This is a genomic window from Pseudomonas sp. G3-19, assembly GCF_054855875.1.
Map to the genome: position 1 here is coordinate 4,070,083 of NZ_JBMPIQ010000003.1, position 25,826 is coordinate 4,095,908.

Consider the following 25,826-nt stretch of genomic DNA (forward strand, 5'->3'; position numbering starts at 1 on the left):
CCTGTTCGAATGTCGTCCGTTACGCCCGAAGTCGCAACCGTTGCAGCCAGGACGAAGTGGCGCCCAAGGCGTCACGCAATTGGTCGGCAGTGATGGTGCGTTCTGCCGCATTGAAGCTCAGCGCGGTTCGCAGCGCTGGCCAGCCGTGTTTCGGTAAGTTCGCCGGGGCTTGCAGCTCGCGCTCCAGGTGCTCGTCGCGGGCCTGGGTCGAGGGCAAGCGGCGGAACGGGTGTTTGCCGCTCGCCAGTTCATAGATCACGCAGGCCACGCCGTACACGTCCGCGCTGGCCGACAACGGTTGGCCCTCAAGCAGTTCGGGGGCGGCGTAGCCCGGCGTCCAGGCGTTGAAACGCTCGCGGCTCAGGTGCGGCAGGCCGGGCAACACGCCCTCGTCTGCCTGACCGAGACCGAAGTCGAACAGGCGCAGGCCGTCTTCGCTGAGCATGACGTTGCTCGGTTTCATGTCACCGTGCAGCACGCCGCGACGGTGGGCGTAGGCCAGCGTATCGAGCAGCGGCAGCGCGATGTCGCGCGTTTCTTTCCACGGCAGGCCGAGGGGCCGCTCGCAGAGCAATTTGTCCAGGGTCAGGCCACGCATGTATTCCATGGTGATGAAGGCCCGCTGGCAGTCGGTGTCGACTTCAAAAGTGTGCGCACGCACGACGTTGTCGTGGCGCAGGCGTCGGGTCAGGGCGAACTCGCTGTAAAGCAAGGCACTGGCGTCCGGCGATTCGGCAAATTCTTCGCTGAGGATTTTCAGCGCAATGTAAGGGTCGGGATCGCCGAACTGTTCGTGCAGCAGATCCCGTGCCCGATAGACCGCGCCCATGCCGCCCGCCCCGAGCAGACGCTCGAGGTGGTAGCGGCCGGCGAGTACGTCCGGCAATGCACCGATGCTGGCCTTGGTCGGCGCCAGCAGCGGCTCGGCGTTGTTTGCCTTGGCGAAGGCGAAGTAGGTCAGGTTGCTGGCCTGCTCTTCGCTCATCAGCAAGTCATCGACTGAGGATTCGATTTCAGTCATTGGCGGATCACCACGGCAGTCAGGTTGTCCCGGGCGGCGCCACGCAGGGCGCCGTCGAACAGACGTTCCAGCGCCACGTGCGGCGCGCTGAGGCTAAGGGCGTTGCCGAGGGCATCGCTGCTCAGGCCCTGATACAAACCATCGCTGCACAGCAAAAACGCATCGCCCGGATAGACCTCGAGTTCGAGGACATCCAGGGTCAACTGTTCGGCGGCGCCGACGGCTCGGGTCAAGGCCTGAGCCGCCGGGTGCGCTGCCGCCTGTTCGACGCTCATCTGTTGCTCGTCGATCAGTTGCTGTTGCAGCGAATGGTCTTTGGACAGCTGATACAGCCGCTGCCCGCGCCACATGTAACAACGGCTGTCGCCGGCCCAGATGCAGGCCGCGCGATTGCCTTCCACCAGCAGCGCCACAACGGTGCTGCCCATGATGCTGTCATGGCGTCCGGCGGTGACCGTCAACTCCTGCCCCAAACGCCGATTCAACCAGTGCAGGCACTGGCGGATGGCTTTGAGGCGTTCGTCGAAGTCCTCGTGCTGCGGCAGTTCAGCCAGGCTGGCGACGATCAACTGGCTGGCGATGTCGCCACCCTGATGACCGCCCATGCCGTCCGCGACCACCCACAGCCCCTGCTGTGGCGAGTCGAGGAAGGCATCTTCGTTGCGCGCCCGCACCTTGCCCGGGTCGGTACGCGCCGCGCTGCGCCAGGGACTGGCCACCAGCATCAGAGCTGCACCGGCATACGGAAGGTGCGCAGCACGCCCATGTCGAACGGGTTCGGCGTGCGCTGGCTGGTCAGCAGGTAGTTGGCGCGCAGGCCACCCACGTCGGCTTTCAGCACCAGCACGTCGCGACCGGTCAGGTACTCGGTCTGCATCAAATCGAACAAACGGAACAGCGACCATGGGCCGGAGTTCTTCTCGATACCGATCGGACGCCCGGCCATCTTGTCCATCACCAGGCTGGTGCGACCGTCTTCAGCATCGGTCGGCCACTTGAACGTCATTGGCAGGATCGGACCGTGGCGGTACTCCATGGTCTTGTCGCCGAACTTGAACTCGGAACGGCTCACCGCCGGATCGAGGGTGTACGGTTCCAGTTTGAACTGCACGGTCGGCTCGGCCGGGTTGATCGAGAAGAAGCTCTGGCGAATCGTCAGCGCCGCCGCCATCTGGTCGAGGTACATCTTCGACACCGGCAGGCTGTGACCGTCGACGCTGCGCATCCGGTAGTTGCCCGGATCACCGCTGACGAACGGACGCATGTAGCTGTCGAAGAAGCGATCGACGGTGCCTTGAGCGCGGAAGAACTCGCGGAAGTCGCTGATCGCCACGTCGCTGGTGCTGCTGGCGCTGAACGGATAACGCTTGCTGATGGTTTTGCCATACACGCTGTACAGCTCGTTCTGATAACGGCCGTTCAGGTATTGGTAAGCGTCGTTAAGCACCAGGCGCCACGAGTCTTCGGCCAGCACGTTGAACCACACGCTCAGCGGACGCGGCAGGCGACCCGAGGCCGCACGCAGGTTGGTCAGCGCATCACGCTGGCCGCTCATGCGGGTTTTCGCCATTTCGAACGCGGCTTGTTCCGGCGTGCTGGAACGGGCCAGACCGGACAGTTGCAGTTGCAGGTCGTTGAGCGCGCTGATGGCCGGGGTCAGGTCTGCGGCCGGGCCGTTGTTGTCATCGAGCAAACGGTGCAGCGGCTCGAAGCGGCGTTGCAGCGACTTCTTCGCGGTGTCCGGCAGGCTTTTCGCCACGGCCATCGCCGAAGCCTTGTCCGCCACGGCAGACGCGAGTTTGCCGACCTTGCCCAGTTTGCCCTTCTGCCCTGCCAGTGCATCGGCGGCATCACCAGCTTCATCCACCGGATCGGCAGCAGCCGGGAAGCGCGTGTTTTCGCGCACTTCCGTGAGCAATGCCAGCACCGGCGAGTTGGCCGAAGTCAGGCCCGCCAGTTGCTCGGCGCCTTCACCGGCGTCGCTGATCGGCGGCAAGGCTACCTGGCCGACGGCTTCGCTCCAGTAGTTGGCGTAGTCACGGAAATACAGCTGCTCCAGCTCGACCATCAGGCGACGCAAGTCCATGTCGCTGATGCCCGCGCCTTCGCCCAGCACCCAGTTGTCACGCAGGATGTCGGTGACCAGCGCCGAACCCTGCACCGAGAAGTACTGCTGGTAACCCTGCTGGGTGTAGAAGCCCGGGATCACGTATTCGGTGCCGATGAACAGCGAGCCCTGCGGGCCGAGGTGTTGGCTGAAACGGTATTCCGGCAGGTTGCGCGCTTGCTCGCGGAGCATGCGGTAGACCACGGTGGCCAGCGATTCGGCGCGCAGCACCTGACGTGCCTGAGTCACCAGTTGATCGTTCAGCGGGTAGATGAACGGCTGCTTCAACAGGCGTTCGAGGTGGGTGTTCAGACCATTCTGCACCGCGGTGTTGCCGGTGTAGCGCTGCGACCAGTCAGTGGCGACCCAGTCCTTGAGCCACACCGCGTCACGACGGTCTTTCATGTTCAGCATCAGGTACGCACGCAGGCTGTTGAGCAGCTTGTCGCGGTCCTTCATGTTGGCGCGGATCTGCCCTTCGAGCATCGTCGCGACCCGTGGCAGCAATTGCGCTTCGAGCTCATGTTCGTAGGCTTGCTTGACCACCGGATTGACGTCTTCGCCCTGATACAGACCGCCACGCTCGTGGTACGAGACGTCGCCCTTCTTCGGGAACACCTGAGTCGCGGCGTAGCTGGTGTCGAGGGTTTTCAACACGCCCATCGCGTCATCACGCGGGGTCAGCGCCGAACGCTGCTGAGTCCAGTTCTGCGCCAGCGTGCGCAGGTTTTCCAGACGCTCATAGTTGGCCGAGAAACCACCGGCCCAGAGCATGCCGAACAGCGCCAATGCCGCCAGTGCGCCAACGTACAACGCACGCTGACCCCAATGGATGCGGCTGCGCTCGCGTTTGTCGAGGCCGGCCAGATCCGACTCGGGGAAAATCACCCGACTGAACAGATGATGGATGAAGCGCGAACGGCCACTGCGCAGGGTCGGCAGCACGCCGGCATTCATGCCGAGGTTGGCGCCGATGCCGGCGGTGGTTGCGTCCATTTCCTGCGTCAGGTGCGGAGCACTGGTCAGGTAGAAACCCCGCAGCAGCGACGCGCGCTGGTAGCGGTTGCCAGTGAACGCCATGTCGACGAACAGGCACAGGCGCTCGCCGATCTGCCCCAGTTGATGCGGGAAGTCGAGGATGCGGCCACGGCGCTGGGTATCGCGCTCGGAGTGCATGCGCATGATCACCTGATTGTTCAGGCGCCGCAGCAGTTCTTCGAACTCGCCGCGCAGTACCGCGACGTCGGTGCCGACCTGATCCTTGCGGAAACTGGTACCCAGCACCTGATCGCTTTCTTCGCGGGTCAGTTGATCGAAGAACTCGTCGAAACCGAGCAGCTTGTCCGCCTTGCTCAGCACCAGATACACCGGCACATCGACGTGCAGTTTCTGATAGACGTCTTGCAGACGGCCGCGCACCTGGCGCGCCAGGGTGTCGATGTCCTGCTCGCTGCCACCGATCAGCGATTCCACCGGAATGGTCACCAGCACACCGTTCAACGGACGCCCGCGACGACGCTTGCGCAGCAGTTCGAGCAAGGTGGTCCAGGCACTGCCGTCGACTTCCGCGTCCGGCTGGGTGGTGTAGCGCCCGGCTGTGTCGATCAGCACACCGTGATCGGCGAAGTACCAGTCGCAATGACGGGTGCCGAGGGTGTCGCGGGTCAGCTTGCGGTCGATCTTGTTGATCGGGAATTCCAGCCCGGAGAAGTCCAGCAGGCTGGTCTTGCCGGAGGCCTGCGGACCGATCAGCAGGTACCACGGCAAATCGTTGCGCCAGCGTTCGCTGCGGCCGCGATACAGGCTCGAAGTCTTCAGGGTTTTCAGCGCGTCCTTGAAGCGCGCCTTCAACTCTTTCTGCTCTTCTTCGATCAGCTCGTCACGACGGATGCGATCCTGACCGTCTTCGGTTTCTTCGACGGCTTTCTTGCGGATGCCCGCGCGCCAGCTGACGAAGACCATGGTCAGGCCCCAGATCAGGAACAGCACGGCGATGGTCAGCAGACGCGAGGTCGCGCTCTCCCAGAACTTGTAGTCATCCACCGCCAACAATGGGCCGACGAACCACACCAGCAGTGCCACGAACAGCACCAGCAGCAGGGTCCAGACCCAGGTCTGGCGCAGGAAGGCGCCGACTTTCTTGAAAAACTTTTTCATCACACGTCCCTGTTTACGGCTGCGACTGCGGTTGCACCGCGGCCGGATCAAGCGGCTGATAAGGTTGCAGAACGGTGTCGCGCTGCTCGCCCAGGACCCAGGCGAAGCCCGAATACATCACCACCAGGCAGACCAGCGTGAACAGCACCACCATCCACGCCGGCACGATGCGCACCAGGTTGCGGCGCTGGTCGTTGAGGCCTTCCCAGTGCGGCGACAACTCGCGCGGCACGTCGCCACGCAACTGACGGATCTGCCGGTACAGGGCGTCGCGGATGCCTTCAAGCTCAAGCATGCCACGGGCCTGCACGCGGTACTTGCCCTCGAAACCAAGGGACAGGCACAGGTACATCAGCTCGAGCATCGGCAGGTGTTTGACCGGGTTCTTCGACAGCCGATCGAGCAGCTGGAAGAACTTCTCGCCACCGAACGTCTCGTTATGGAAGCTGCTGAGCAGGCTCATCTGCGACCACTCGCTTTCGTTGCCCCACGGCGTGGTCACCACAGCTTCGTCGACCACGGTGCAGAGCACGTAACGCGCAGCCATCACCTGGCTGCTTTCGGCGCCGTTGTGCAACGCGCGCACTTCAAACAGCTTGAGCCCGGCGGTCAGGCGCTCGTTGAGCGCGTAGAGGTCTTCGCGGGTTTCGCTGTGCTTGAGGCGCACCACTTCCGAGAGCAGTTCGGACGACGCCGCCACCAGCGAATTCAGGCTGATGTTGAACGCCTCCGCCGGGCGCAGGCGCGCGGCGTAGATCATCCGTTCTTCCAGTTGCTCGAAGCGCGGCGGCGCGGCGAAGTCGGTCAGCGGACTGGCTGCCGGTCCGTGGCCCTGACGATCGAGCAGGACGGTTTTGTCGTCCTGGTTGTAATCCGTTTCCTTGATCATGTCGGTCAGTTCCTGATGGCCCAGAATTTCAGTTCAAGCTCGGCGAATTCGCCGGACACGTGGAACGCGAAGCCGCCGGAGCGCTCGAGTTGCGCCAGGTCTTCGGAACTGAGTTCGAGGATGAAGTAGGTTTTGTTCGAGTGGAACGCGATCTGCCGCGGGGCCACCGGCAACGGTTTGACCTTGATCCCCGGCAAGTGCAGGTTGACCAGTTGGCGGATACGCTCCACCGGGCCGACCTTGAGGTGCGCCGGCAAGCGGTGGCGCAGTTCTTCGGAGTCGCAGTTGGCACTTGCCGCCAGCACGAACGATGCCGAGCCGAGCAGTTTGTGGTCGTGCAACGGCGACACGATGATGCCGTACTGACGCGCTTGCAGGATCAACTCGATGGCGTGCTGTTCCAGCACCATCGACAGCACCTGACGAATCGCTTCCATCAGTTTGCGGAAGCTCGCGCCCTGATCGGCGTGGGAATAGCGGCTGTCCAGACGCGGGCGCTTGCTGTCGCTGGAGAAGGTCGCCAGATCACCGAGCATGGTCAGCAGCGTGCGGTACAACTCTTCCGGGTGCACCTGCTCCAGACCGAGGTAGTGGCGCAGCAGCAGTTCGGTACGGTTGATCAGTTGCAGCATCATGAAGTCACCGACTTCCGCGCCACCGACCTTGCCGTTGGAGCGGATCCGCTCGGCAATCGTGTCGCCCCGGTGGTTGAGCATGCTGATGACTTCTTTGAGGCACGACAGCAGATAGCTGGAAGCATGAGCCTGGATGTAGGTCGGCACGAAATCCGGATCGAGGCTGATCACGCCGTCCGGCGTGGTGTCGAGCACGTCGCAGATCTTCAGCTTCACGTAGGCCTGATCGCTCTGCTGCTCGCCGAGCAACAGTTTGAAGTCCGGGCGGCCACAGCTGACCTGGCTGGCGGAATCATCGCCGGCGTTGGAGTCGGCCACTTCGGCGTCGTACGCGGTGTAACGTGCGAGCACGTCGGACTGCTCCGGGCGGCGCGCTTCGATGTGGTTACCGGTGACCAACGGCAGCGCCAGGTAAATCGGCGTGTTACCGGTGTTCGGCGGCACGTCCAGCGCCAGCGGCTCGGTGTTGCCGCCGAGTTCGAACAGGCTGCCGTCCGGCAGGATCCCCGAGGCGGCACTGATCACCAGTTTGCCCATGTTGAGGAACTGCAGGTCGATCTCCAGATTGAGGAAACCCCAGGTGTAGCCACCCAGCAACTGGGTGCGGGTTTTCATCTGGTGATCGTAATAGCGATCGTTGTGCTGGAAGTGCTGCGGCCGCAGCAACATGCCTTCCTGCCAAATGACTTTATGGGTATTCATGTTCAGTCATCCGCCTTGGCGAGCGCTTCATGGGTGTTGCGGATACCGGCCTGATCGAGGGTCAGATCGGCCTCGGTCAGCTCCAGCGGGGTGACCTGAACGGTGTAGCGCCACTTGGTTTCCGGCAGATCGCGGTAGGCGGCGAGAACGCCGACGTAGCGGCTGCCCTCCTCCACGCTGAGTTTCATTTCCACGGTTTCACCCGGGCGCAGTTCGAGTTCTTCGCTGGCCACCAGATCCGGGTTGAGGGATTCCTTGGCGCGCTCGTAGAGGCTGAAGAAATCAGCGTTCTCGAAAGTCACCGGGTGCTTGAGTTCGAACAGGCGCACGACGATCGGCGAAGGACGGCCGTTGAGGTCCGGGTTGAGCTGATCGCTGCCGGTCAGCTTCAGATTGATCTTGGTCACTTTCGAGTACGGCGACAGCGACGAGCAACCGGCGAGCAGCACCAGCACGGTGAGCGCAGTCAGCGTCTTGAAAAAAGCGGTCGAGCGGCGAGACATGCGCATCATCCTTGGTGGTCGGTGTGGAGGGTGGAGATCAGGCGGATCTGTTCTTCGTAGGCCTGGGCGAAATCGCGGGCCAGCAGACGCTCGCTCCAGTCATCGTCCTGACGCAGGGCCTGGTGGTAACGGCCGAACGCTCTCCAGCGTCCGCCCGAGGTGGCGATCAACGGCTTGTTGTCGCGCTCGAAACGCAGGGTCAACTGCTCTGGCGAGAAGTGCTCCAGGGTGCCGCGCACGGCGGCGCGGCTGGCGGTGAGCAGCGCGACCTGATGCGCTTGCAGATCGCGGAATGCACGGGAGATCGCCTGCTCGGCCGGCAAGTGCCCGGGCTTGTGCGGCTGCAACAGAATCTGCAGCGCTTCGCTCGGATCGACGGCGAATTTCAGCGGGTTCTTGTTGGTGCCTTGCACGGTGGTCTGGGCCAGACGCAGTTCATTTTTCAGCTCCGAACGAGTGCGCAGGCTCTGCTGCAAACCGCCGATGCTCTGGCGCAGCAGACGCGCGGCGTTCAGCGCCAAGGCTTCGCGGGCGTCGTGATCCAGGCCTTTGACATCCACGCCCAGCGCCGCGCCGAAATGCTCCCAGAACCCTTCGCTCTGACGCTCGACGGCTTTCGGGGCCGGAGCTGGCTCGGGTTCAACCGGGGCGATCAGCTCGGGCACCATCAGGCTTTCCATGTCGATGCGCGCATAGTCGGCACGCTGACGGGAGTCCTCGGGCTTGGCGGTCGGGGCCAACAGTTCGTCGATTTCCGAATAGACGCGCTCTTGCTGTTCGATCGCGTTCAACGGATCGAGGTCGAGGAAGGCGTCGTCCGGAATGATGCTGCCGGCGGCACGCGGACGGCCGACTTCACCGTCGAAGGTCGCCGGGTCACGCACCAGCCGCGCACGAATCTCGAAGTCACCGAGCACGTAGGTGCTGCCGTGCTCGATGCGCACCGGTTCGCCCTTGTGCAGGCGTGCGCCGCTGCCGCCGTCCTGGACGCCGTTGCTGCTGGTGTCGGTGAGGAAAAACGTGCCTTCGCGGTAGCTGACAATCGCGTGGTGATTGGACAGGTGACGCTTGCGGTCAGGAATGATCCAGTCGCAGTCCTCGCCCCGCCCGATCACGCCGCCAGCCTGTTTGAAGGTCTTCTGGCACAACTCGGTGGGCACGAACTGCTTGGTGTTCAGCATTTCGAAAACCAGTTCCATGTTTGATGCTCCTTGCGGTCACTTGCCGCGATTGACCGCTTGCGGATCACCCAACGGGCGATAGTCGTTGTCGTTGAATTTGTAATTGCCGCTACAGCCGCCAAGGCCGCATAGAACGACGAGGGTCAGCAGGACAGCGTGCCAGTGACGAACAGACATCAGAGGGTCTCCAGGGGTAGACAAAGCACAAAGCGCCGACCCTTGCGGGCGGCGCTGAAATTAATTCTTTGAGTGGTCTCGAAGGCTCTACATCGGGGCCTTGAGCCAGACCACCGAGGCGTACGCACCTCCTGTGGCAAGTGAGCAATTTGTGGCGAGGGGACTTGTCCCCGATGGGCTGCGAAGCAGCCCCAAAACCTGATTACCGGTTCTTTCAGGAGAACCGCGTTTGCTGGATTACGGCTGCTGCGCGGCCGATCGGGGATAAATCCCCTCGCCACAGAGAAGCCCTTCAAGACAGGAGTTGTGCAAACGGCAAGAGCCAGGTTCAGATCAACCATCGAAGTCACCCAAATTGATATTCAGGCGCCCGAGGCGGTACAGCAGGGTGCGGCGCGGCAGGCCCAGTTCGCGGGCGGCGAGGGTCTGGTTGCCGTCGTTCTTGCGCAGGCAATCAAGCAACAGCGTGCGTTCGACCTTTTCCAGGCGTTCGCGCAGATTCAGGCCGCTGTGGTCTTCGGGCATCGGCTCCATGCGCAGGGAGAAATGCTCGGCGAGCAACTCGCCGCCCTCGCACAACAGCACCGCGCGTTCGACCAGTGCCTTGAGTTCGCGCACGTTGCCGGGGAAGGTGTAACCGGACAGGTGCTCCAGCGCCGCGCTCGACCAGCGCACCGGGTCGCGCTGTAAATACGCGCAGGTCTTCTCGGCGAAGTGCTGAGCCAGTTCGAGGATGTCGCCTTCGCGCTGACGCAGTGCCGGCAACTCGATCGGAAACTGCGCCAGTCGGTAATACAGGTCCTCGCGGAATTTGCCTTCGCTGACCAGCGTCGACAGATCGCGGTGGGTCGCGGCGATGATGCGCACATCGATTTTGTGCGTGTCGTTGGAACCCAGTGGACGAATCTCGCCCTCCTGCAACACCCGTAGAATCTTCGCTTGCAGCGACAGCGGCATGTCGCCGATCTCGTCGAGCAACAGCGTGCCACCGTTGGCCGCATCGAACAGCCCCGCGCGGTCGCGATCGGCACCGGTGAAAGCGCCTTTGCGATAGCCGAACAGCTCGCTTTCCAGCAGGTTTTCCGGGACGGCCGCGCAGTTCTGCACGATGAACGCCTGAGAGCGGCGCGGGCCGCAATCGTGAATCGCCCGGGCCACGACTTCCTTGCCGGTGCCGGTCTCGCCGCGCAGCAGCACGGTGTACGGGCTGTGCAGGACTTTGCTGATCAACGAATGGGTCTGGCGCATGGCGGCGCTTTTGCCGATCAGGCCATAGCCGTTGATGCTCGGCACACTGCGCGCCACCGTGGCCGATTCGGCCGGCGGCTGGCGCAGACGCTGCAGCAAGTGCAACTGACCAAGGACGAACGAGCCGAGCTGGCCGAGTGAATCGGCAAAACCCTGCAGGTCGACGTGACGACGACTGGCGCACAGCAGCAGGCCTTCAACCGCCTTCTGCTGATTGACCAGCGGCACGCACAGCAGCGATTGCCAGGCGCCAGCGGTGGCCGGCAGGAAACTGGTTTCGTGCAGGCTGGCGCCCAGATCATCGAGGCAGACCACGCGGTTCTGGCACAGGGCAAACTGCAGCAGCTGCTCACCGTTGTAGTCCGCCGGCAGGCTGGTGGCGGCGCGCGGTTGCAGCGCGCCGTCGAGGCATTCGGCGTTCATCCCCAGGCAGGTGTGGGTGGCGTCGAGCAGGTACAGCTGGGTCAATTCGCACCCGCTCAGTTCGGCCAACCCGCGCACGAAGTCACCCAGCAGCGCAGCACCGTCCGCCGCGCGCGACAGGCTGGCGAACTGCGCCAGCAAGGCTTCGGCATAGACCAGTGGCTGCGGCACTTCAGTGAACATCACACCCACCTCAGGCGAACTCGCACGTCACGCTGGCGTTGCCGTCGAGCGTGGCATGCACACGCTTGAGGCTTTCACCGGTGGCCATCGCATCGAGCAAGCGGTCGGCTACCAACGGCAGCACATGCTGATCGAGCAGATGGTCGATCAGGCGCGCGCCGCTTTCGCTTTGCGTGCAGCGCTCGGACAGATGATCGACGAGGTTCTGGCACCAGCTGAAATCCAGCTGACGGCGGTTCAGGCGCTCGCCGAGACGACCGAGTTTGATCTCGATCAGCTCGCGCAACACCGGACCGCCGACCGGGTAGTACGGCACCACTTTCATCCGCGCCAGCAGCGCAGGTTTGAAGTGTTTGCTCAGCACCGGGCGAATGGTCTCTTCGAGCAGCTCGGCGGTCGGGCGGGCGCCGTCTTCGCAGAGGTCGCTGATCTTGTCGCTACCGAGGTTCGAGGTCATCAGGATCAAGGTGTTGCGGAAGTCGATCTCGCGACCTTCGCCGTCGTTGGCCACGCCCTTGTCGAAGATTTGGTAGAACAGGTTGAGTACGTCCGGATCGGCCTTCTCGACTTCATCGAGCAGCACCACCGAGTACGGCTTCTGGCGCACCGCTTCGGTGAGCATGCCGCCCTCGCCGTAACCGACGTAGCCCGGTGGCGCACCGATCAGACGCGATACGGTGTGCTTCTCCTGGAATTCGGACATGTTGATGGTGGTGATGAAACGGTCGCCGCCGTACAGCAGGTCAGCCAGGGCCAGCGCGGTTTCGGTCTTGCCGACGCCGCTCGGGCCGACCAGCAGGAACACACCGACCGGTGCATCCGGTTTGTTCAGGCCGGCGGCAGTGGCGCGCATCGAGCGATCCAGCGCGTGCACGGCTTGTTCCTGACCACGGATGCGCGTGCGCAAGTCAGTGGCGAAACTCGCGACCTTGGCGTTGTGCTCGCGGGCCAGTTGCGCCAGCGGCACACCGGTCCAGGCGCTGATCACTTCGGCCACCAGACGCGGGCAGACTTCGAAGCTGACCAGACGCTCTTTGACCTGCGCAGCGGTCAGGGCGCTGTGGGTCTGGTGCAGTTCGGCTTCCAGCGCTTCGACGCTCTGGCCTTCCTCGACCTCGGCGGCGATGGTTTCGATCACGGTGCCTTCGGCGTCTTCTTCAACGCTGACAGTCGGCTCGACAGCGGCAGCTTCGCGGGCCTTGGCCAGTTGCTGACGCAGTTCCAGCAGGCGCTCGGCAAGTTGTTTCTGTTCGGTCCACAGGCTTTCCAGCGCAACCATTTCGCTTTCGGCTTCGTCCAGTCGCGCTTCCAGTGCATCCAGCGCTTCGTGGTCGATCAGCAGACCGGCTTCGGCATCGCGGCGCAGAGCCTGACGTTGACGGCCACCTTCGGCCAGTTCGCCACGCAGGCGTTCGAGGCTTTCCGGGGCAGCGGCGAGGCTGATGCGCACCCGAGCGCACGCGGTGTCGAGCACGTCGACGGCTTTGTCCGGCAGCTGGCGACCGGCCAGATAGCGCGCGGACAATTCCGCCGCCGAGACCACCGCGTCATCCCGCAGGTAGATGCCGTGGCTCTTCTCGTAGACCTGCGCCAGCCCACGGAGAATGGTCACCGCTTCGCTGACAGTCGGCTCATGCAACTGCACCGGCTGGAAACGACGGGCCAGCGCCGGGTCCTTCTCGAAGTATTTCTTGTACTCGGCCCAGGTGGTGGCGGCGATGGTGCGCAGTTCTCCGCGAGCCAGCGCCGGTTTCAGCAGGTTGGCCGCGTCGGAACCGCCGGCGTTGCCGCCCGCGCCGATCAGGGTGTGGGCTTCGTCGATGAACAGAATGATCGGTTTCGGCGAGGCTTTGACTTCGTCGATCACGCCTTTGAGGCGACGCTCGAATTCACCTTTGACGCTGGCGCCAGCCTGCAGCAGGCCCATGTCCAGCGACAGCAGCTCGACGCCCTTGAGCACCTGCGGCACTTCACCGGCAGCGATGCGCGAGGCCAGGCCTTCGACGATGGCGGTCTTACCGACACCGGCCTCACCGACCACGATCGGGTTGTTCTTGCGGCGACGGGCGAGGATGTCGACCATCTGCCGAATCGCGCCATCGCGGCACAGCACCGGGTCGAGTTTGCCCTCGCGCGCCTGCTGGGTCAGGTTGTGGGTGAAGCGCTGCAACAGCGATTCGCCCTGCGCCGCCGGCTTGCCGTTGGCCGCCGGTTGCTCCTGTTGCGACAGGGCGAATTCCTTCAGGCGATCGATGTTCAGCTTGGCGAGCAGCGGCTGGTAACGGCTGCCGGCGTAGCGCATCGGGTTGCGCAGCAGCGCGAGGATCAGCGCAGCGTCTTCGACCTGGGTCTGGCCCAGTTCGAGGTTCGCCACCAGCAGCGCGTCTTGCAGCCATTGCACCAGTTCCGGGGCGAACACCGGGTTGCGCGAGGCGCTGTGTTCAACGCGAGATTGCAGTGCGGCGCTCAGCTCACCCGCGTCGACATCCGCATCCTGCAGCGCGCGCGACAGCAAGCCGTTCGGACGCTCCAGCAGACCCAGCAACAGGTCTTCGACGAGGATCTTGCTGCCGCCACGGGCCACGCAACGTTCGGCCGAACGCTCCAGATCGCGACGGGTTTCGGCGTCCAGCGCCTGGATGAGTTGTTGCAGGTCTACGTTGATCATGGCTCACGTCCTTAATGAATTTTGCTGCCCAGGGTGACCACGCCGTCTGCTTTTTCGCAGCCCAACCAACTGGTCCACCCCAGGCGACAGTCGTTCTTCTCACCAATGCGCAGTTCGCGGATTTCTTCCGGGCGCAGCACCAGGCGAATGTCGTAATCGAGCGGGTCACGCAAGGTGAACCGCACCAGCGCGCACAGCGGCTGGTAACCGAAACCGATCGGCAGGAATTCGTGGAATCGCTCCCAGTCGAGTTCGGTGATGTGAATGCGGAATTTGCCGCTGCGGTCGCGCACCTGCTCGCCCAGCACCAGGTCTTCACCGAGCAGGCTGTTGGCGCGACCGAGGCGGTTGCGCTGCTCGTCGAGGATCTCCACGCGACGCTCGATGCACTGCTCGATGACCAGGTCTTCGTGCTTGAAGTAATAACGCAGCACGGCTTCGATCAGCGCCGCCGAGTGCGCACGCAAGCTGAGCAAACCGAGGTACGGCAGCAGGCGTTTCCAGTTCAGTTCCTTGGCCTTGCGGATCTCGTCGCCACCCAGACCGATCAGGGCGAACAGCTGCGACGAGAACGGGTCGATCGCGCCACTCTGGAAGCTGGCGCGATAGCGATACTTGCGCCAGATCGGCAGCATCAGCCGTTGCAGGCGATGGTGGAACAGGTCGAGGAAGTTGCGCGTCGGGTTGCCGTCCTCGCTGTCGCCCAGAGCCTGCTCGCCGTAAAACGCCGGCAGCGGCGAACCGGAGCCGACCAGCCCGATCAGGTTGAAACGCATGCGTGCGCGCATCTGCCCGTGCTCTTCGAAAAACTCCACGCGATCGACGTCGCTGCGCGGAAAGCCCAGGCTCGGGTTGGCCTGGAACTCCACTTGATCGTACAGATCGTCTTCGCTCAGGTACGGGTGCGCCTCGCGCAGCCGGTCGATCACCAGCAGCACGGCCTGAAACAGCGAGTACTCGCGTATTACCTTGGTCAGCCCGCTTAAAGCAGGGGCTGCAGGCCCATACGTGGTGTCCATTGGTACACCTCTCCCTGTGTGCTTTTTACCCGCAGCTCGTGGTACGAATTGAGACTGGCGTAAAGCGCGAAAAACTCGTTAAGAACCGAGGCGAAAACGAACAGGTCGCCTTCGCCGATATACCCTTCCGGGTCGATGGTCAGTTCGGTGCGCAGACCGCGCACCGGCAAGCCACGGTGCAGCCGGTCGACGTGGTGGTGCTTGATGTGCTTGAGGCCGCCGAGCAGGCGTTTGCTGACCTTCTCCGCGTGCTGGTCGTAGTAGCGCGGCAGGTCGTAGGTTTCGAGAATCACCTTCAACGCGTTGACGTCGGCCAGCGACAGATAGTTGAGCGACATGTTGCTGATCAGCTTCCACAGGAAGTCACGGTTCAGCGGCGGCGCAAAGCTCGACGTGGCCGGGGTGATGTTGCGGAAACTGAGGAACTCCGGGGTCTCTTCACAGGCCATGCAGATGTCGCCGAGCTTGAGCTTGCGCGGCAGGTTCTGGTTGGTGCAGATCAGCTCGATCGACAGGGTTTCGTGGGCTTCGGTGTGGCGGATGCCGAAGCTCAGGTAGGTGTCGAGGCCGTCATGCAGCAACGACGAACGCTGGCGGATGCTGTAATGCGGACGGCTGTTGGGCACGTCGAAACTCGGGTCATGCTCGAAGGATTCGAACGGCACGTACTCCTGATAACCGAGGCCGCCGGGCTTCCAGCCAGTCACGGTTTCCACCGAGAACACGCCGCAGTTTTCCAGATCGTATTCCGCCGGCAGCAGCAGGTATTCATCCTGTTTGCCATCGAGGCGGATCGGCAGCGCGTCGTGGGCGAACAGGTTGGCAATCGGCGTGCAGAACAGCTTCACGTTATCCAGGGTCGGCCGCATGCGCATGATCCCGCTTTTGCGGATATCAAAACGCAATTCCAGGCCGCGCATCTGCTTGAGCGTGTCTTCCGGCAGCGCCTTGAGGATGTCCAGACCGTTGACGTCGACGAACAGGAACTTGTCCTGGAAGGCGAAGTATTCCTGCAGATAGCGATAGCCACGGAAGGTGTTCAGCGGATACGGGATCAACGCTTCTTCTTCGGCAAAGCCCACTGGCTTGACCCGGTCACCCGGAATCTTGAACGCCATCGGCTTGCCGGCCACGCCATCGATTGGCTTGCCGGCGCCGTCGAGCGGGATCAGCTCGATGCCTTCCAGGTTGCGCAGCAGACTCAGGTAGAGCATCTGGCTGATGTAGCGCTCGCCGGCAAAATGCAGGCGCAGTTTGCTCAGTTCCAGCTCACCGAGGTGGCCGTCGGCGCTCATTTCCAAACGCAGACTGAGCAGCGAACCGTCGCCCTTTACCGAATAGTTCAGCGCTGCCAGATCCAGCGGCAAGACTTCGGTCGGGTAGCAGGTGCGGAAGCGGCAACGCACGTCTTCGATCGGTTTGCTTTCGATCGGCGTATCGCGCTCGACCACCAGCGCCGGGCCCGACCGCTTCAGCGGATCGAACTGCAGAATGCTGAACGCCGGCAGCGGGCGCATGTAATTCGGCCACAGCAGTTGCATCAGCGAGTGACTGAGCTCCGGCAGCTCGTCGTCGAGCTTCTGCCTCAGACGCCCGGTGAGGAACGCAAAGCCTTCCAGCAACCGCTCCACATCCGGATCCCGCCCAGCCTGGCCCAGGAACGGCGCCAACGCCGGACTACGCTCGGCGAAACGGCGACCGAGTTGGCGCAGTGCGGTGAGTTCGCTTTGGTAGTAGTGGTTAAAGGACACGGGTTACCTGCCTGGTAGTGGAACTCATGGAATAACTGTCCTGCGGATTACGCTGGATGTCCGACCTGGTCATTGGATTGCACCTGCAGGCTGACTTGGCTGAATGCGACCTGCGATGTTTCGCAAAGCCCAACGCAACTCGATGACTTGAGTGGTGAGGATCGCCAGCAACGTGACGCAGCCTTGAGCTACGCCGTAAAACAGGGCTCTTAACGGGTTGTCGGGTAGCATCCAGAGCAGGATGAAGCCCACCATCAGAAAAAGGATGGCCAGCTTGGCGACCAGACTTGGAATCAGCGCAACGATCAGGTTGACGCCCAGAAAAATGTAAAACAGTGCGTAACTCGCAATGCCGATGGCGACACCATGGGAGGTAAATCCGCCGTTAAAAAGCCTGTAAGCATGCACAACCGCGTCATTCAAAAATGCATAAGCCACGCATCCGAGGGCGTGGATTAATAGGCATAGGGCGAGACGAACGTAGCTACTCATGCAAGCCTCAAATTCCCATACCACGAACCAAAGCCATGGATAGCAACAATGGCTACCAGAACTGAAAACGTCATCACACGGTGCAGGTGCGAATTCCGAGCAGCGGGAAAAATTGCTGCCGCGAGTAAAAAAAAGCTCAACAGGGCCAGCCAGCCGAACAGGTCGCTGTCGGCAACAAAGGCGAGGTAGCCTTGAATTTCACCTGCTTCAGATATTTTCATCAGCTTCCAACGTATACCCAAGAATGCCTTTCAATATTTGCTCATAGCTATTTCGCTTTAGCTTTTTCAGAACTTAGGACTTTGCGTTGCTGAAGATAAATAACACCTTCTCCTGAAAAGGCAATTACACTGTTAGATGTGAGTGGCTCGCTATTCTCGTCTCCAAACTTGAGCCATCCTTCATCCCACAACTCACCACTTTCATGCCTGACTTGAACGAAATAATATGGAGGTTCTGACTTAGTCACTTCAATGTATTGACCTCCATCAGCACCACCTCTCCAATGAGCATTTGGATATTCGCTGAGTACATGCGGCTTATCTTCTGAAAAATCCATAAAAAACATTACCCCGAATGCTATCAACAGAGACAGTGCACCAACGGCCATCAGAAAACGCTTCAACCAGATCAATCTTTTATCTCCAACGTATCTTTGCTGAATGTGTAATCCAGATCTGGCTTTGTTTCTTGGAAATCCTCCATATAATCTTTTGGTATCACTGCAAAATAGGATCTTTTAGGCGCACCGAGATCCAGACTATCAACTAAATCAGCCACAAACGTCATGCAGTTGTGGCTTCTTATGCTGTACGGTTCTCTATTCATGTTGTCGTTGTCTTTTTCTTTATTTTTAAGCCACGCTTCGGCCTGAGAAAAAGCGGCCCCCCTGAGTACAACCCCAGACACATTGCTCGACTGACCATAAGCTAAAGACATACTTCTCAACGTTTTTTTGAGTGATGACTCAGTAATCGCTCCGCCTTTGATCGTCACATTAGGAACAGGGCGTAACCTCACAATTCCCGGTGGACCTGCTCCTTCATAACGCCCGTACTCTCCGTACTTCGTCAGCCCCGTTTTACCGTTGACAATTAGTACACCTGCGTGGCCTAGGTCAGAGAACTTATGACTAATACCCAAAGCCTCCACATGAATTTTGTAGTCCGGAAACACAACAGGAATCACAAAATCATGATCACTTACCAAGTAAATTTGTACTGGGGTCTTATCCTTAGCAGGAGTGGTCGCTACAGTTGCGACTTTTACGGCTTGAGGCATTTCACTCCCCCCTAACCAACCAGTTTGGTATAGCCGAAATTTGTATATTTTGGACTTGAGCTTTTGAGCCCAGCGACTTGGATAGTCCGGTATCGTCTGTTACGCCTCGAATTTCCGAACCATCCTCAAGCGTAGCGGTGTATGCAATATTTTTAAGTGGGGCTCCCGATACTGGGTCCATTAACTGAACACGTACATCAAAGCCAAATATGTTCAACGGAATTGGCGGCACAAACGGCGCCGGCGAGTGCGAATTACCGATAATCACCGTCCCGGAACCTGCCGTGACTTTATTGCCGTGAGAACCAACCGAACCTACGGTCGCAGCTGGTTTGCCATTGATCAAAACGGTAGTCGCCAGATCGCCAACCAACGCACCACCACACGCCGAGGCATCGCCTTGGCGGGCGGCCGCGAGGCCGTCGAAGAACACGTCGCCGGAACCGGCGGCGATCGGGTTGGTACCGTGGCCAGGAAGTGGGCAAGCGGTGGGGTCGGATACGCGTGCTGCGGGTTTGCCAGACATCGGGAATCTCCTTAGGTGACCTTCACTTGACCGCTGCCATCCAGGCGCGCGGAAAAACTGACCTGACGCTTGAAACCCTCGACTTCCAGCAGGCCTTCGATGCTGAAGGCCAGCCGCAACTGGTCGTGGTCACGCGGCAGGGAAATGACACGCACATTGCTCAGGCGCGGCTCGTAGGCTTCGATGAAGTTTTCGATGGCCAGACGGGCCTGACTCAGGGAGTCGTGCAGGCTCAGACGCATGTCATTGAGATCGGGCAACCCGTAGTCGGCCAGCGTTTGCACGCTGCCGGCCCGGGTGCTGAGCATTTTGGCCAGATGGGCAGCCACTGACGCCATGGCACAAGCCTCAAGGCTGTTGCCCTTGCGTAGTTGCGCGTCGCCGTTGAGGCGCTCGAACAGGCTGCCGTATCCGTCCATGAGTCGCTCTTACTCTTTGTCCAGCTTGCCAACCAGCGACAGGGTGAAATCGGCACCCATGTACTTGAAGTGCGGACGCACGTTCAAGCTCACGCGGTACCAGCCCGGCTCGCCTTCAACGTCGCTGACGATCACTTGCGCAGCGCGCAGCGGACGACGGCCACGGACTTCGGCGCTCGGGTTTTCCTGGTCGGCGACGTACTGGCGGATCCACTTGTTCAGTTCCAGCTCGAGGTCGGTACGCTCTTTCCACGAACCGAGTTGCTCGCGCTGCAGCACTTTCAAGTAGTGAGCCAGGCGGTTGACGATCATCATGTACGGCAGTTGGGTGCCGAGCTTGTAGTTCAGCTCTGCCGCCTTGCCTTCTGCACTGATGCCGAAGAACTTCGGCTTCTGCACCGAACTCGCGGAGAAGAACGCCGCGTTGTCGGAGCCTTTGCGCATGGTCAGGGAGATGAAGCCTTCCTCGGCCAGTTCGTATTCACGACGGTCGGAGACCAGAACCTCGGTCGGGATCTTGGTTTCGATTTCGCCCATGCTTTCGAAGTGGTGCAACGGCAGGTCTTCAACCGCGCCACCGCTCTGTGGACCGATGATGTTCGGGCACCAGCGGAATTTGGCGAAGCTGTCGGTCAGCTTGGTGCCGAACGCGAACGCGGTGTTGCCCCACAGGTAGTGCTCGTGGCTGTTGGCAACGGTTTCCTTGTACACGAACGATTTGACCGGGTTTTCTTCCGGATCGTACGGGTTACGCAGCAGGAAACGCGGCACGGTCAGGCCGACGTAGCGGGAGTCTTCCGAAGTACGGAAGCTCTGCCATTTGGCGAATTGCGGGCCTTCGAAGTGGTCTTTCAGATCTTTCAGATCCGGCAGGCCGGTGAAGCTTTCCAGACCGAAGAATTTCGGGCCGGCGGCAGCGATGAACGGCGCGTGGGACATGCACGAAACGCTGGCCACGTACTGCATCAGTTTCACGTCCGGCGAGCTTGGGGACATGAAGTAGTTGGCGATGATCGCACCCACCGGCTGACCACCGAACTGGCCGTATTCAGCGGTGTAGATGTGCTTGTACAGGCCCGACTGCATGACTTCCGGCGAGTCTTCGAAATCGTCCAGCAGGTCTTCTTTGGAGACGTTGAGGATTTCGATCTTGATGTTTTCGCGGAAGTTGGTGCGGTCCACCAGCAACTGCAGGCCACGCCACGACGATTCCAGTGCCTGGAAGTCCGGGTGGTGCAGGATTTCGTCCATCTGACGGCTGAGCTTGGCATCGATCTCGGCGATCATGCGGTCAACCATGGCCTTCTTGACCGGCTCACCGTTGTTCTGCGGCTTGAGCAGTTCTTCGATGAACGCCGACACGCCACGCTTGGCGATGTCGTAGGCTTCGTCGTCCGGGGTCAGACGGGTTTCGGCGATGATGCTGTCGAGAATGCTGTATTCGCCGCTTTCGGCGCTCTTCTCTTGTGCTGCGCTAGTGCTCATTGTGTTGGCTTCCTTGGCTGGAGTCTCAGGCGTCCGGGGCTGCGGCGTTCAGGCCCAGCTCACCGAGTACGCGACCGCGGGATTCGTCGTCGGCGAGCACGCCTTCGATCGCTTTACGGAACGCAGGTGCGTTACCCAGCGGGCCTTTGAGGGCCACCAGCGCATCGCGCAGTTCCATCAGTTTTTTCAGCTCAGGCACTTGCTCGACCAGGCTGGCCGGGTTGAAGTCCTTCATCGAATTGACGCGCAGTTGCACAGCCAGCTCGTCGGCCTCGCCATCTTCCTGCAGACGGTTCGGCACGCTCAGCGTCAGACCCAGCTCTTGCTTGGCCAACACTTCGTCGAAGGTCATCTTGTCGATGCTGATCGGCTTGCGATCTTCGATTTTGCGATCGTCCTTGCGGTGGGTGTAGTCACCGATTGCCAGCAGCTTCAGCGGCAGTTCAATCTCTTCCTGAGCACCGCCGGTGGCGGGTTTGAAGGTGACGTTGATGCGTTCCTTGGGGGCTACCGAGCCTTCTTTGGCCATGGCTTTTCTCCTTGCGGTTGTGGCCCTGGGGCCTATTCGAGTACCACTTCGAGATCGAGGTGGCACAGCCTGCGATAAATCTCTTCCTTGCGTTCACGCACTGCATGGTTCTGCGGCAACAGCTCGCAGCAACTGTGCAGCAGGTGCAGCACTTCCAATGCAAGATCGGGCTCCCAGGCGTGCAGGCCTGAGTCCTGTAATGTCTGATCGAGGGTTTCGAGCTGGTTCTTGGCCAGTTCGTACTTCTTGGCCATGAAGCACAGCCGGGCGAGGGCGAACTGCCAGAAGAACCGCTCGCGGCCACCGTGAGCCGTTTGCAGCCCTTGCTTGAGCGTCTGCACGGCAGGCTTGAGGCCTTCCTTGCGCAGCAGCGGCAGCACTTCCTGCAGGGCCTTTTCCCAGGCGGGCTGGGTTTCGACGTCGTCGGTTTCGACCTTGCGCGGCGCGCTGGCGCTCTGCAGGTGCGGCATGACATTGCCGGCGATCCACGCCCGGGTGGACGGATCGGCAAACGGCGCGCCGTCATGGAAACGACATTCGATGATGCCGGGCAGGCGCTGAACCAAAAGCGCGAAGTGGATTTCCACTTCGCGCATTGCCATCTCGGCGTTGAGGTTCTGGAGACATTCCCAGACCATCCTCTGGCCATCGAACCAGAACGGCGCCTTCGCCAGGCTCGCCTCCAGTTCCACCAGCAGGTCGGCGTATTTGCCCTGATCGAAGCGATCCTGGTACTGCTTGAGTTTGTCCACCGGCAGGCCGCGCAGCACGGTGATCTGCTCGGCATTGCGCTCAGGCACCGCGTCGATCGGCAGCCAGAGCAAAGTGCGGTTCAGGCGCAGGGCGCGCAGGTCGGTGGCCTTCTGCTTGAGCCACCAGGCACACAACGGACGCGCGCTTTCCTGCTGCGCGCGCAAAGCCTTGTAGGCATCTTTTTCGTTATCGATCGGTGCGCCGGGGGTCAGCAACTGGCTCGCGGCCTGCTTGACCTGCGCCACTGCTGCACCCACCACACCGGGGGCCGGCTGATTGTCGGCGGCACGCTGGATCATGGTTTTCAGGCGACGCGAGAGCGGCAGCAGCAGCGGTGCGTCATCGCCCAGGTGCTCGGTGCATGCGGCATCGAGGCCGGCCAGATGCTCGGACAGTTGCCGGAACATCGGCAGCTGTTCCTTGATCGCAATGTTTTCGGTGAGCACCTGCTCCAGACGCGGCACCAGCCAGCCGATGGCGGCGGCACGGGTGCGCGGTTTGAGCGGGTGAACGTCGGCCCAGTGGTTTTCCGACAGATGGTGCAGCAGACCGAGGCCGGCCAGCAGCCCGGGGAAGGATTCACGCTGGTACAACGACCAGGTCAGCCAGGCGCCGACGCGTAAATCCTTGGATTGGGTACGCAGCAGATTTTCGCTGTTTTCACGGATTTTCAGCCAGTCGATCTGCCCGCTTTCGTGCATCGACGAGGCTTTGGCCAGCTCGCTTTCCAGCGCCTCGAATTCGCTCGAAAAACGAACGTCTTCACCCGCGAAATTCTCTTTGGAAACAGAGACTTTTGCGAGTTCGAGGTAATGGGCGGAAAGTTTGCTTGAGTAGGACATCCATGGCCTTTAATTAGGATTACAGTCATGCGCCTATTGGAGTTGCCGCGGCGCGGGACAGTATCGAAGAGCAGTGAAGCGACTCATCCAATTGAGATGTGCTCTTTCAAGTGGGCGCATCGTAATCACTATGATGGCCACTAGCAAGCATCTGGTTAAACAACAAGACGAAGTGTTCATTGGGCCGTGTAGGAGATCGCCCTATATGTGGCAGGGGAATCCCTGATGGCGATTTATATTGTGAACATTTGCCCTGCGCCCTCAGAACCCTTGATCCAGAGCGGCCCGATCCAGCCTGCGCGAATCGCGTCGAACATCCGTCCTATTACACGGGGGCCAGCATGACAACTCTCGAAAAAAATAGAAGTAGGATTTTTCCGAGAACCCGCTGGAATTACAAACAATTCAGCGGCGACAACGCTCAACAAAAAAAGTGCCATCAATTTGATGGCAATTCATTTTTCTGAAACTTTATTCATCTCGTGAATGCTGTACTTCAGTGCCAACTCAATAATTATCGAAGTGCGATCCAACAGTCATTTCCACCACTTACGCAACACTTCCACGCCGAAAATACTCTGACAAATGTCAGGGATAATTCTTACATCGTTTTATTTCCCACGTTGCCAGCTTGCCTTGGTAAATTCTTTTCGACCGGCAATGTCAACCAGACCGGCTGACTGTAGAGCCACGGTCCGAAGCCTGCATCTCATTCGGCTCCCGAGCCCGGAGCCGCCAAGGAGCTTTACCTCATGGAATTGAAAGCCATATTTTTCGCAGCACTTATTTGGTTGCCAACAACTCAAGCGTCAGCGGACACCCCGCCACTGGACGGTCATTACTATCTGACCGGTGCAATGGAAATGGGCGCCGAATTGCTGCTGCGCAAGGACGGCACGTTTGACGCAGGCGTGGCATATGGCAGCGCTAACGGTTTTGCCAAGGGCACCTGGCAGGTGCAGAACAACACCGTGACGCTGAAAAGCGATACCAAACCGGCGTCGAACAGCGATTTGTCCGGCCTGTTTCAGGATCTGCAACTGGCAATCGAGCCGAACTGCCTGGCCGTGGATTTCGGCAACGGCAAGGCCTGCTTCCGGCGTCAATAAGCCGATTGGCAGGCACAAAAAATGGGCACCCGACCGCAATCGGTGTGCCCATTTTTTATTGCAGTTCTCCCCGCTACTCAGGGAGTTCGCCGCAATTTAAGGATTGACGCTGTCTTTCAACGACTTGCCTGGCTTGAATGCCACGGTGTTGCTGGCCTTGATCTTCACCGGCTCACCGGTTTGCGGGTTCTTGCCGGTGCGGGCGCCGCGGTGGCGTTGCAGGAAGGTGCCGAAGCCCACCAGCGTGACGCTGTCCTTGCGGTGCAGAGCGCCGGTGATTTCTTCGAGGACGGCGTTGAGAACGCGGTTGGCCTGTTCTTTGGTCAGATCCGCTTTTTCAGCGATTGCAGCGGCGAGTTCTGGTTTACGCATTAGTGAAGCCCCTTTGACGGTTTTTTGTTGTTATGTCCGTGCTGTTCTCGTTGGAACAGCGCCCAAGGCGCCGCAGGCTCTACTCTGCGGCAGACGGGAGTGAGGATGGCACGCGGATACCGGCGGCGCCAGTCTCCCCGCGACCTTTGTAGGGGCAAAAGCGGGGTGATTCCGACAGAACGACCGGTATTTACGCCAGCAGGGGCGGAAGCTGTTTGTTCAGAGCAAGTTTTTCCATCACCGCCGCACCGGTCAGTGCATAGCCGAGCAACTGACCATCGGCACTGTGGCACAGGGCCTTGATGTCGGCGCCCTGCCCTTCAACGGTCCAGACGCCTTCGCTGCCCCGTGGCGGTGGCGAAACGACCAACGGGCACACCGGAGTTTTCACCGTGATCGGCATCGGGCCGTAACTCACGGCCGTCGGATTGCCGGCCAGGGTTTGTGCCAGCGCACGCGCACAGCTCATGAGGGGCATCACGTACAACAAATTCAGCCCATCGACCTCGGCACAGTCGCCCAAGGCGTAAATATTGGCGTGGGACGTCTTCAGATACCGGTCGACTACGACACCGCGATTGACCTGCATCCCGGCCGCCGCGGCCAGATCGATGCGCGGGCGCAGGCCGATGGCCGACACCACCACATCGCAGGCAATCACCTGCCCGTCGGACAGATGCGCTTCCAGCCCGTCTGCGACTTTTTGCAGGCGGGTCAGCACCGGGCCGAGGTGAAAACGCGCGCCCAGGCTTTCCAGCCCGGCCTGCACGGCGGCCGCAGCGGCCGGGTGCAGCAGCATCGGCATCACTTGCTCGCACGGCGCCACCAGTTGCACCTCGTAGCCGCCGAGGATCAGGTCGTTGGCGAATTCACAGCCGATCAGCCCGGCGCCCAGCAGCAACACGCGGCGCTTGCCCGCAGCGGCTGCACGAAAGCGCGCGTAATCTTCGAGATCGTTGATCGGGAACACCAGATCAGCACCGTCACCTTCGATCGGCACTCGCACGGTTTCCGCACCCCAGGCGAGGATCAGATCGCGGTAGTACACCGCTTCTTCGCCGATCCACAGGCGCTTGTGGCCGGCGTCGATGCCGCTGATGCGCGTGTGGGTGCGCACTTCGGCCTTCAATTGCTCGGCCATGGCGCCGGGTTCGGCCATGCTCAGGCCATCGGCGTCCTTGTTCTTGCCGAAACCGGTGGAGAGCATCGGCTTGGAGTAAGAGCGCCCGTCATCGGCGGTAATCAGCAGCAGCGGGGTTTCGCCATCGAGTTTGCGAAACTCCCGGGCCAGGTTGTAACCCGCAAGCCCGGTGCCGACGATTACGACAGGTGCGTTCATGCCTTACTCCTTGGT

24 protein-coding genes are annotated in these 25,826 nt (G+C 60.9%); 1 reads left to right on the forward strand and 23 read right to left on the reverse strand.

The genetic code is table 11. From position 1 onward, the window contains the following. Positions 1-19: 19 nt before the first annotated feature. The 21 genes from ACOYXI_RS18770 to tssA form a co-directional block, all read right to left on the reverse strand. Complete coding sequence (locus tag ACOYXI_RS18770) at positions 20-1,021, reverse strand: serine/threonine-protein kinase (RefSeq protein WP_027610390.1); 1,002 nt, start codon at positions 1,019-1,021, stop codon at positions 20-22. Further along, complete coding sequence (locus tag ACOYXI_RS18775) at positions 1,018-1,746, reverse strand: PP2C family protein-serine/threonine phosphatase (protein ID WP_027610389.1); 729 nt, start codon at positions 1,744-1,746, stop codon at positions 1,018-1,020. The genes ACOYXI_RS18770 and ACOYXI_RS18775 overlap by 4 nt, the downstream gene beginning before the upstream one ends. After that, complete coding sequence (tssM, locus tag ACOYXI_RS18780) at positions 1,746-5,285, reverse strand: type VI secretion system membrane subunit TssM (protein ID WP_098966299.1); 3,540 nt, start codon at positions 5,283-5,285, stop codon at positions 1,746-1,748. The genes ACOYXI_RS18775 and tssM overlap by 1 nt, the downstream gene beginning before the upstream one ends. Before the next feature lie 13 nt (positions 5,286-5,298). Next, complete coding sequence (gene icmH / locus ACOYXI_RS18785; protein WP_003229559.1) at positions 5,299-6,174, reverse strand: type IVB secretion system protein IcmH/DotU; 876 nt, start codon at positions 6,172-6,174, stop codon at positions 5,299-5,301. Between the two features lie 5 nt (positions 6,175-6,179). Next, complete coding sequence (tssK, locus tag ACOYXI_RS18790) at positions 6,180-7,511, reverse strand: type VI secretion system baseplate subunit TssK (protein ID WP_007962327.1); 1,332 nt, start codon at positions 7,509-7,511, stop codon at positions 6,180-6,182. A 2-nt stretch (positions 7,512-7,513) separates the two neighbouring features. Then, complete coding sequence (gene tssJ, locus ACOYXI_RS18795) at positions 7,514-8,014, reverse strand: type VI secretion system lipoprotein TssJ (protein ID WP_007962325.1); 501 nt, start codon at positions 8,012-8,014, stop codon at positions 7,514-7,516. Between the two features lie 5 nt (positions 8,015-8,019). Next, complete coding sequence (gene tagH, locus ACOYXI_RS18800; protein ID WP_134785008.1) at positions 8,020-9,213, reverse strand: type VI secretion system-associated FHA domain protein TagH; 1,194 nt, start codon at positions 9,211-9,213, stop codon at positions 8,020-8,022. 18 nt (positions 9,214-9,231) lie between these two features. Further along, positions 9,232-9,372 (reverse strand): hypothetical protein, encoded by a 141-nt coding sequence (locus ACOYXI_RS18805; protein ID WP_003229566.1) that lies wholly within the window; start codon positions 9,370-9,372, stop codon positions 9,232-9,234. 333 nt (positions 9,373-9,705) lie between these two features. Further along, the gene (locus ACOYXI_RS18810) at positions 9,706-11,226 is read right to left on the reverse strand and encodes a sigma-54 interaction domain-containing protein (protein ID WP_134785009.1); all 1,521 of its coding nucleotides are present in this window, start codon (positions 11,224-11,226) and stop codon (positions 9,706-9,708) included. A 10-nt stretch (positions 11,227-11,236) separates the two neighbouring features. Beyond that, on the reverse strand, positions 11,237-13,894 hold the full coding sequence (gene tssH / locus ACOYXI_RS18815; RefSeq protein ID WP_098966305.1) for a type VI secretion system ATPase TssH: 2,658 nt from the start codon (positions 13,892-13,894) through the stop codon (positions 11,237-11,239). A gap of 11 nt (positions 13,895-13,905) precedes the next feature. After that, positions 13,906-14,913 (reverse strand): type VI secretion system baseplate subunit TssG, encoded by a 1,008-nt coding sequence (tssG, locus tag ACOYXI_RS18820; RefSeq protein WP_003229570.1) that lies wholly within the window; start codon positions 14,911-14,913, stop codon positions 13,906-13,908. Further along, positions 14,877-16,664: a type VI secretion system baseplate subunit TssF gene (gene tssF / locus ACOYXI_RS18825; RefSeq protein ID WP_007962320.1), complete on the reverse strand. Its 1,788-nt coding sequence runs from the start codon at positions 16,662-16,664 to the stop codon at positions 14,877-14,879. The genes tssG and tssF overlap by 37 nt, the downstream gene beginning before the upstream one ends. A 69-nt stretch (positions 16,665-16,733) precedes the next feature. Further along, positions 16,734-17,156, reverse strand: a complete 423-nt coding sequence (locus ACOYXI_RS18830) for a hypothetical protein (protein ID WP_134785011.1) — start codon at positions 17,154-17,156, stop codon at positions 16,734-16,736. Next, positions 17,153-17,377: a hypothetical protein gene (locus ACOYXI_RS18835; RefSeq protein WP_134785012.1), complete on the reverse strand. Its 225-nt coding sequence runs from the start codon at positions 17,375-17,377 to the stop codon at positions 17,153-17,155. The genes ACOYXI_RS18830 and ACOYXI_RS18835 overlap by 4 nt, the downstream gene beginning before the upstream one ends. Before the next feature lie 47 nt (positions 17,378-17,424). Then, positions 17,425-17,781, reverse strand: a complete 357-nt coding sequence (locus tag ACOYXI_RS18840; protein WP_225136803.1) for a hypothetical protein — start codon at positions 17,779-17,781, stop codon at positions 17,425-17,427. A gap of 5 nt (positions 17,782-17,786) precedes the next feature. Continuing rightward, positions 17,787-18,437: a hypothetical protein gene (locus ACOYXI_RS18845; protein ID WP_461675153.1), complete on the reverse strand. Its 651-nt coding sequence runs from the start codon at positions 18,435-18,437 to the stop codon at positions 17,787-17,789. Between the two features lies 1 nt (position 18,438). Then, positions 18,439-18,963 (reverse strand): PAAR domain-containing protein, encoded by a 525-nt coding sequence (locus tag ACOYXI_RS18850; protein WP_098966311.1) that lies wholly within the window; start codon positions 18,961-18,963, stop codon positions 18,439-18,441. An 11-nt stretch (positions 18,964-18,974) separates the two neighbouring features. Further along, positions 18,975-19,382: a type VI secretion system baseplate subunit TssE gene (tssE, locus tag ACOYXI_RS18855; protein WP_007920274.1), complete on the reverse strand. Its 408-nt coding sequence runs from the start codon at positions 19,380-19,382 to the stop codon at positions 18,975-18,977. A gap of 9 nt (positions 19,383-19,391) precedes the next feature. Next, the gene (tssC, locus tag ACOYXI_RS18860; protein ID WP_003229584.1) at positions 19,392-20,867 is read right to left on the reverse strand and encodes a type VI secretion system contractile sheath large subunit; all 1,476 of its coding nucleotides are present in this window, start codon (positions 20,865-20,867) and stop codon (positions 19,392-19,394) included. Positions 20,868-20,892: 25 nt separating this feature from the next. Then, positions 20,893-21,396 (reverse strand): type VI secretion system contractile sheath small subunit, encoded by a 504-nt coding sequence (gene tssB / locus ACOYXI_RS18865; protein WP_003229587.1) that lies wholly within the window; start codon positions 21,394-21,396, stop codon positions 20,893-20,895. Positions 21,397-21,428: 32 nt separating this feature from the next. Then, positions 21,429-22,991: a type VI secretion system protein TssA gene (tssA, locus tag ACOYXI_RS18870; protein WP_210556297.1), complete on the reverse strand. Its 1,563-nt coding sequence runs from the start codon at positions 22,989-22,991 to the stop codon at positions 21,429-21,431. A 752-nt stretch (positions 22,992-23,743) separates the two neighbouring features. Here tssA and ACOYXI_RS18875 point away from each other — a divergent pair. Continuing rightward, a complete protein-coding gene (locus ACOYXI_RS18875; RefSeq protein WP_098966314.1) occupies positions 23,744-24,100 on the forward strand; it encodes a hypothetical protein in 357 nt (118 codons plus the stop codon). A gap of 96 nt (positions 24,101-24,196) precedes the next feature. Here the strand turns inward: ACOYXI_RS18875 and ACOYXI_RS18880 are convergent, their stop codons facing one another. Further along, positions 24,197-24,472 carry an HU family DNA-binding protein gene (locus tag ACOYXI_RS18880; RefSeq protein WP_003213368.1) on the reverse strand — a complete coding sequence of 92 codons (276 nt, stop codon included), beginning with the start codon at positions 24,470-24,472 and terminating at the stop codon, positions 24,197-24,199. A gap of 190 nt (positions 24,473-24,662) precedes the next feature. After that, positions 24,663-25,811: an NAD(P)/FAD-dependent oxidoreductase gene (locus tag ACOYXI_RS18885; protein WP_461675154.1), complete on the reverse strand. Its 1,149-nt coding sequence runs from the start codon at positions 25,809-25,811 to the stop codon at positions 24,663-24,665. Between the last annotated feature and the right edge of the window lie 15 nt (positions 25,812-25,826).

Excerpts from the sequence above, each read along its gene's own strand:
- ACOYXI_RS18770 (WP_027610390.1), bottom strand. The coding sequence starts at position 1,021 with ATGACTGAAATCGAATCCTCAGTCGATGACTTGCTGATGAGCGAAGAG.
- ACOYXI_RS18775 (WP_027610389.1), bottom strand. The coding sequence starts at position 1,746 with ATGCTGGTGGCCAGTCCCTGGCGCAGCGCGGCGCGTACCGACCCGGGC.
- tssM (WP_098966299.1), bottom strand. The coding sequence starts at position 5,285 with ATGAAAAAGTTTTTCAAGAAAGTCGGCGCCTTCCTGCGCCAGACCTGG.
- icmH (WP_003229559.1), bottom strand. The coding sequence starts at position 6,174 with ATGATCAAGGAAACGGATTACAACCAGGACGACAAAACCGTCCTGCTC.
- tssK (WP_007962327.1), bottom strand. The coding sequence starts at position 7,511 with ATGAATACCCATAAAGTCATTTGGCAGGAAGGCATGTTGCTGCGGCCG.
- tssJ (WP_007962325.1), bottom strand. The coding sequence starts at position 8,014 with ATGTCTCGCCGCTCGACCGCTTTTTTCAAGACGCTGACTGCGCTCACC.
- tagH (WP_134785008.1), bottom strand. The coding sequence starts at position 9,213 with ATGGAACTGGTTTTCGAAATGCTGAACACCAAGCAGTTCGTGCCCACC.
- ACOYXI_RS18805 (WP_003229566.1), bottom strand. The coding sequence starts at position 9,372 with ATGTCTGTTCGTCACTGGCACGCTGTCCTGCTGACCCTCGTCGTTCTA.
- ACOYXI_RS18810 (WP_134785009.1), bottom strand. The coding sequence starts at position 11,226 with ATGTTCACTGAAGTGCCGCAGCCACTGGTCTATGCCGAAGCCTTGCTG.
- tssH (WP_098966305.1), bottom strand. The coding sequence starts at position 13,894 with ATGATCAACGTAGACCTGCAACAACTCATCCAGGCGCTGGACGCCGAA.
- tssG (WP_003229570.1), bottom strand. The coding sequence starts at position 14,913 with ATGGACACCACGTATGGGCCTGCAGCCCCTGCTTTAAGCGGGCTGACC.
- ACOYXI_RS18830 (WP_134785011.1), bottom strand. The coding sequence starts at position 17,156 with ATGAGTAGCTACGTTCGTCTCGCCCTATGCCTATTAATCCACGCCCTC.
- ACOYXI_RS18835 (WP_134785012.1), bottom strand. The coding sequence starts at position 17,377 with ATGAAAATATCTGAAGCAGGTGAAATTCAAGGCTACCTCGCCTTTGTT.
- ACOYXI_RS18845 (WP_461675153.1), bottom strand. The coding sequence starts at position 18,437 with ATGCCTCAAGCCGTAAAAGTCGCAACTGTAGCGACCACTCCTGCTAAG.
- ACOYXI_RS18850 (WP_098966311.1), bottom strand. The coding sequence starts at position 18,963 with ATGTCTGGCAAACCCGCAGCACGCGTATCCGACCCCACCGCTTGCCCA.
- tssE (WP_007920274.1), bottom strand. The coding sequence starts at position 19,382 with ATGGACGGATACGGCAGCCTGTTCGAGCGCCTCAACGGCGACGCGCAA.
- tssC (WP_003229584.1), bottom strand. The coding sequence starts at position 20,867 with ATGAGCACTAGCGCAGCACAAGAGAAGAGCGCCGAAAGCGGCGAATAC.
- tssB (WP_003229587.1), bottom strand. The coding sequence starts at position 21,396 with ATGGCCAAAGAAGGCTCGGTAGCCCCCAAGGAACGCATCAACGTCACC.
- tssA (WP_210556297.1), bottom strand. The coding sequence starts at position 22,991 with ATGTCCTACTCAAGCAAACTTTCCGCCCATTACCTCGAACTCGCAAAA.
- ACOYXI_RS18875 (WP_098966314.1), top strand. The coding sequence starts at position 23,744 with ATGGAATTGAAAGCCATATTTTTCGCAGCACTTATTTGGTTGCCAACA.
- ACOYXI_RS18880 (WP_003213368.1), bottom strand. The coding sequence starts at position 24,472 with ATGCGTAAACCAGAACTCGCCGCTGCAATCGCTGAAAAAGCGGATCTG.
- ACOYXI_RS18885 (WP_461675154.1), bottom strand. The coding sequence starts at position 25,811 with ATGAACGCACCTGTCGTAATCGTCGGCACCGGGCTTGCGGGTTACAAC.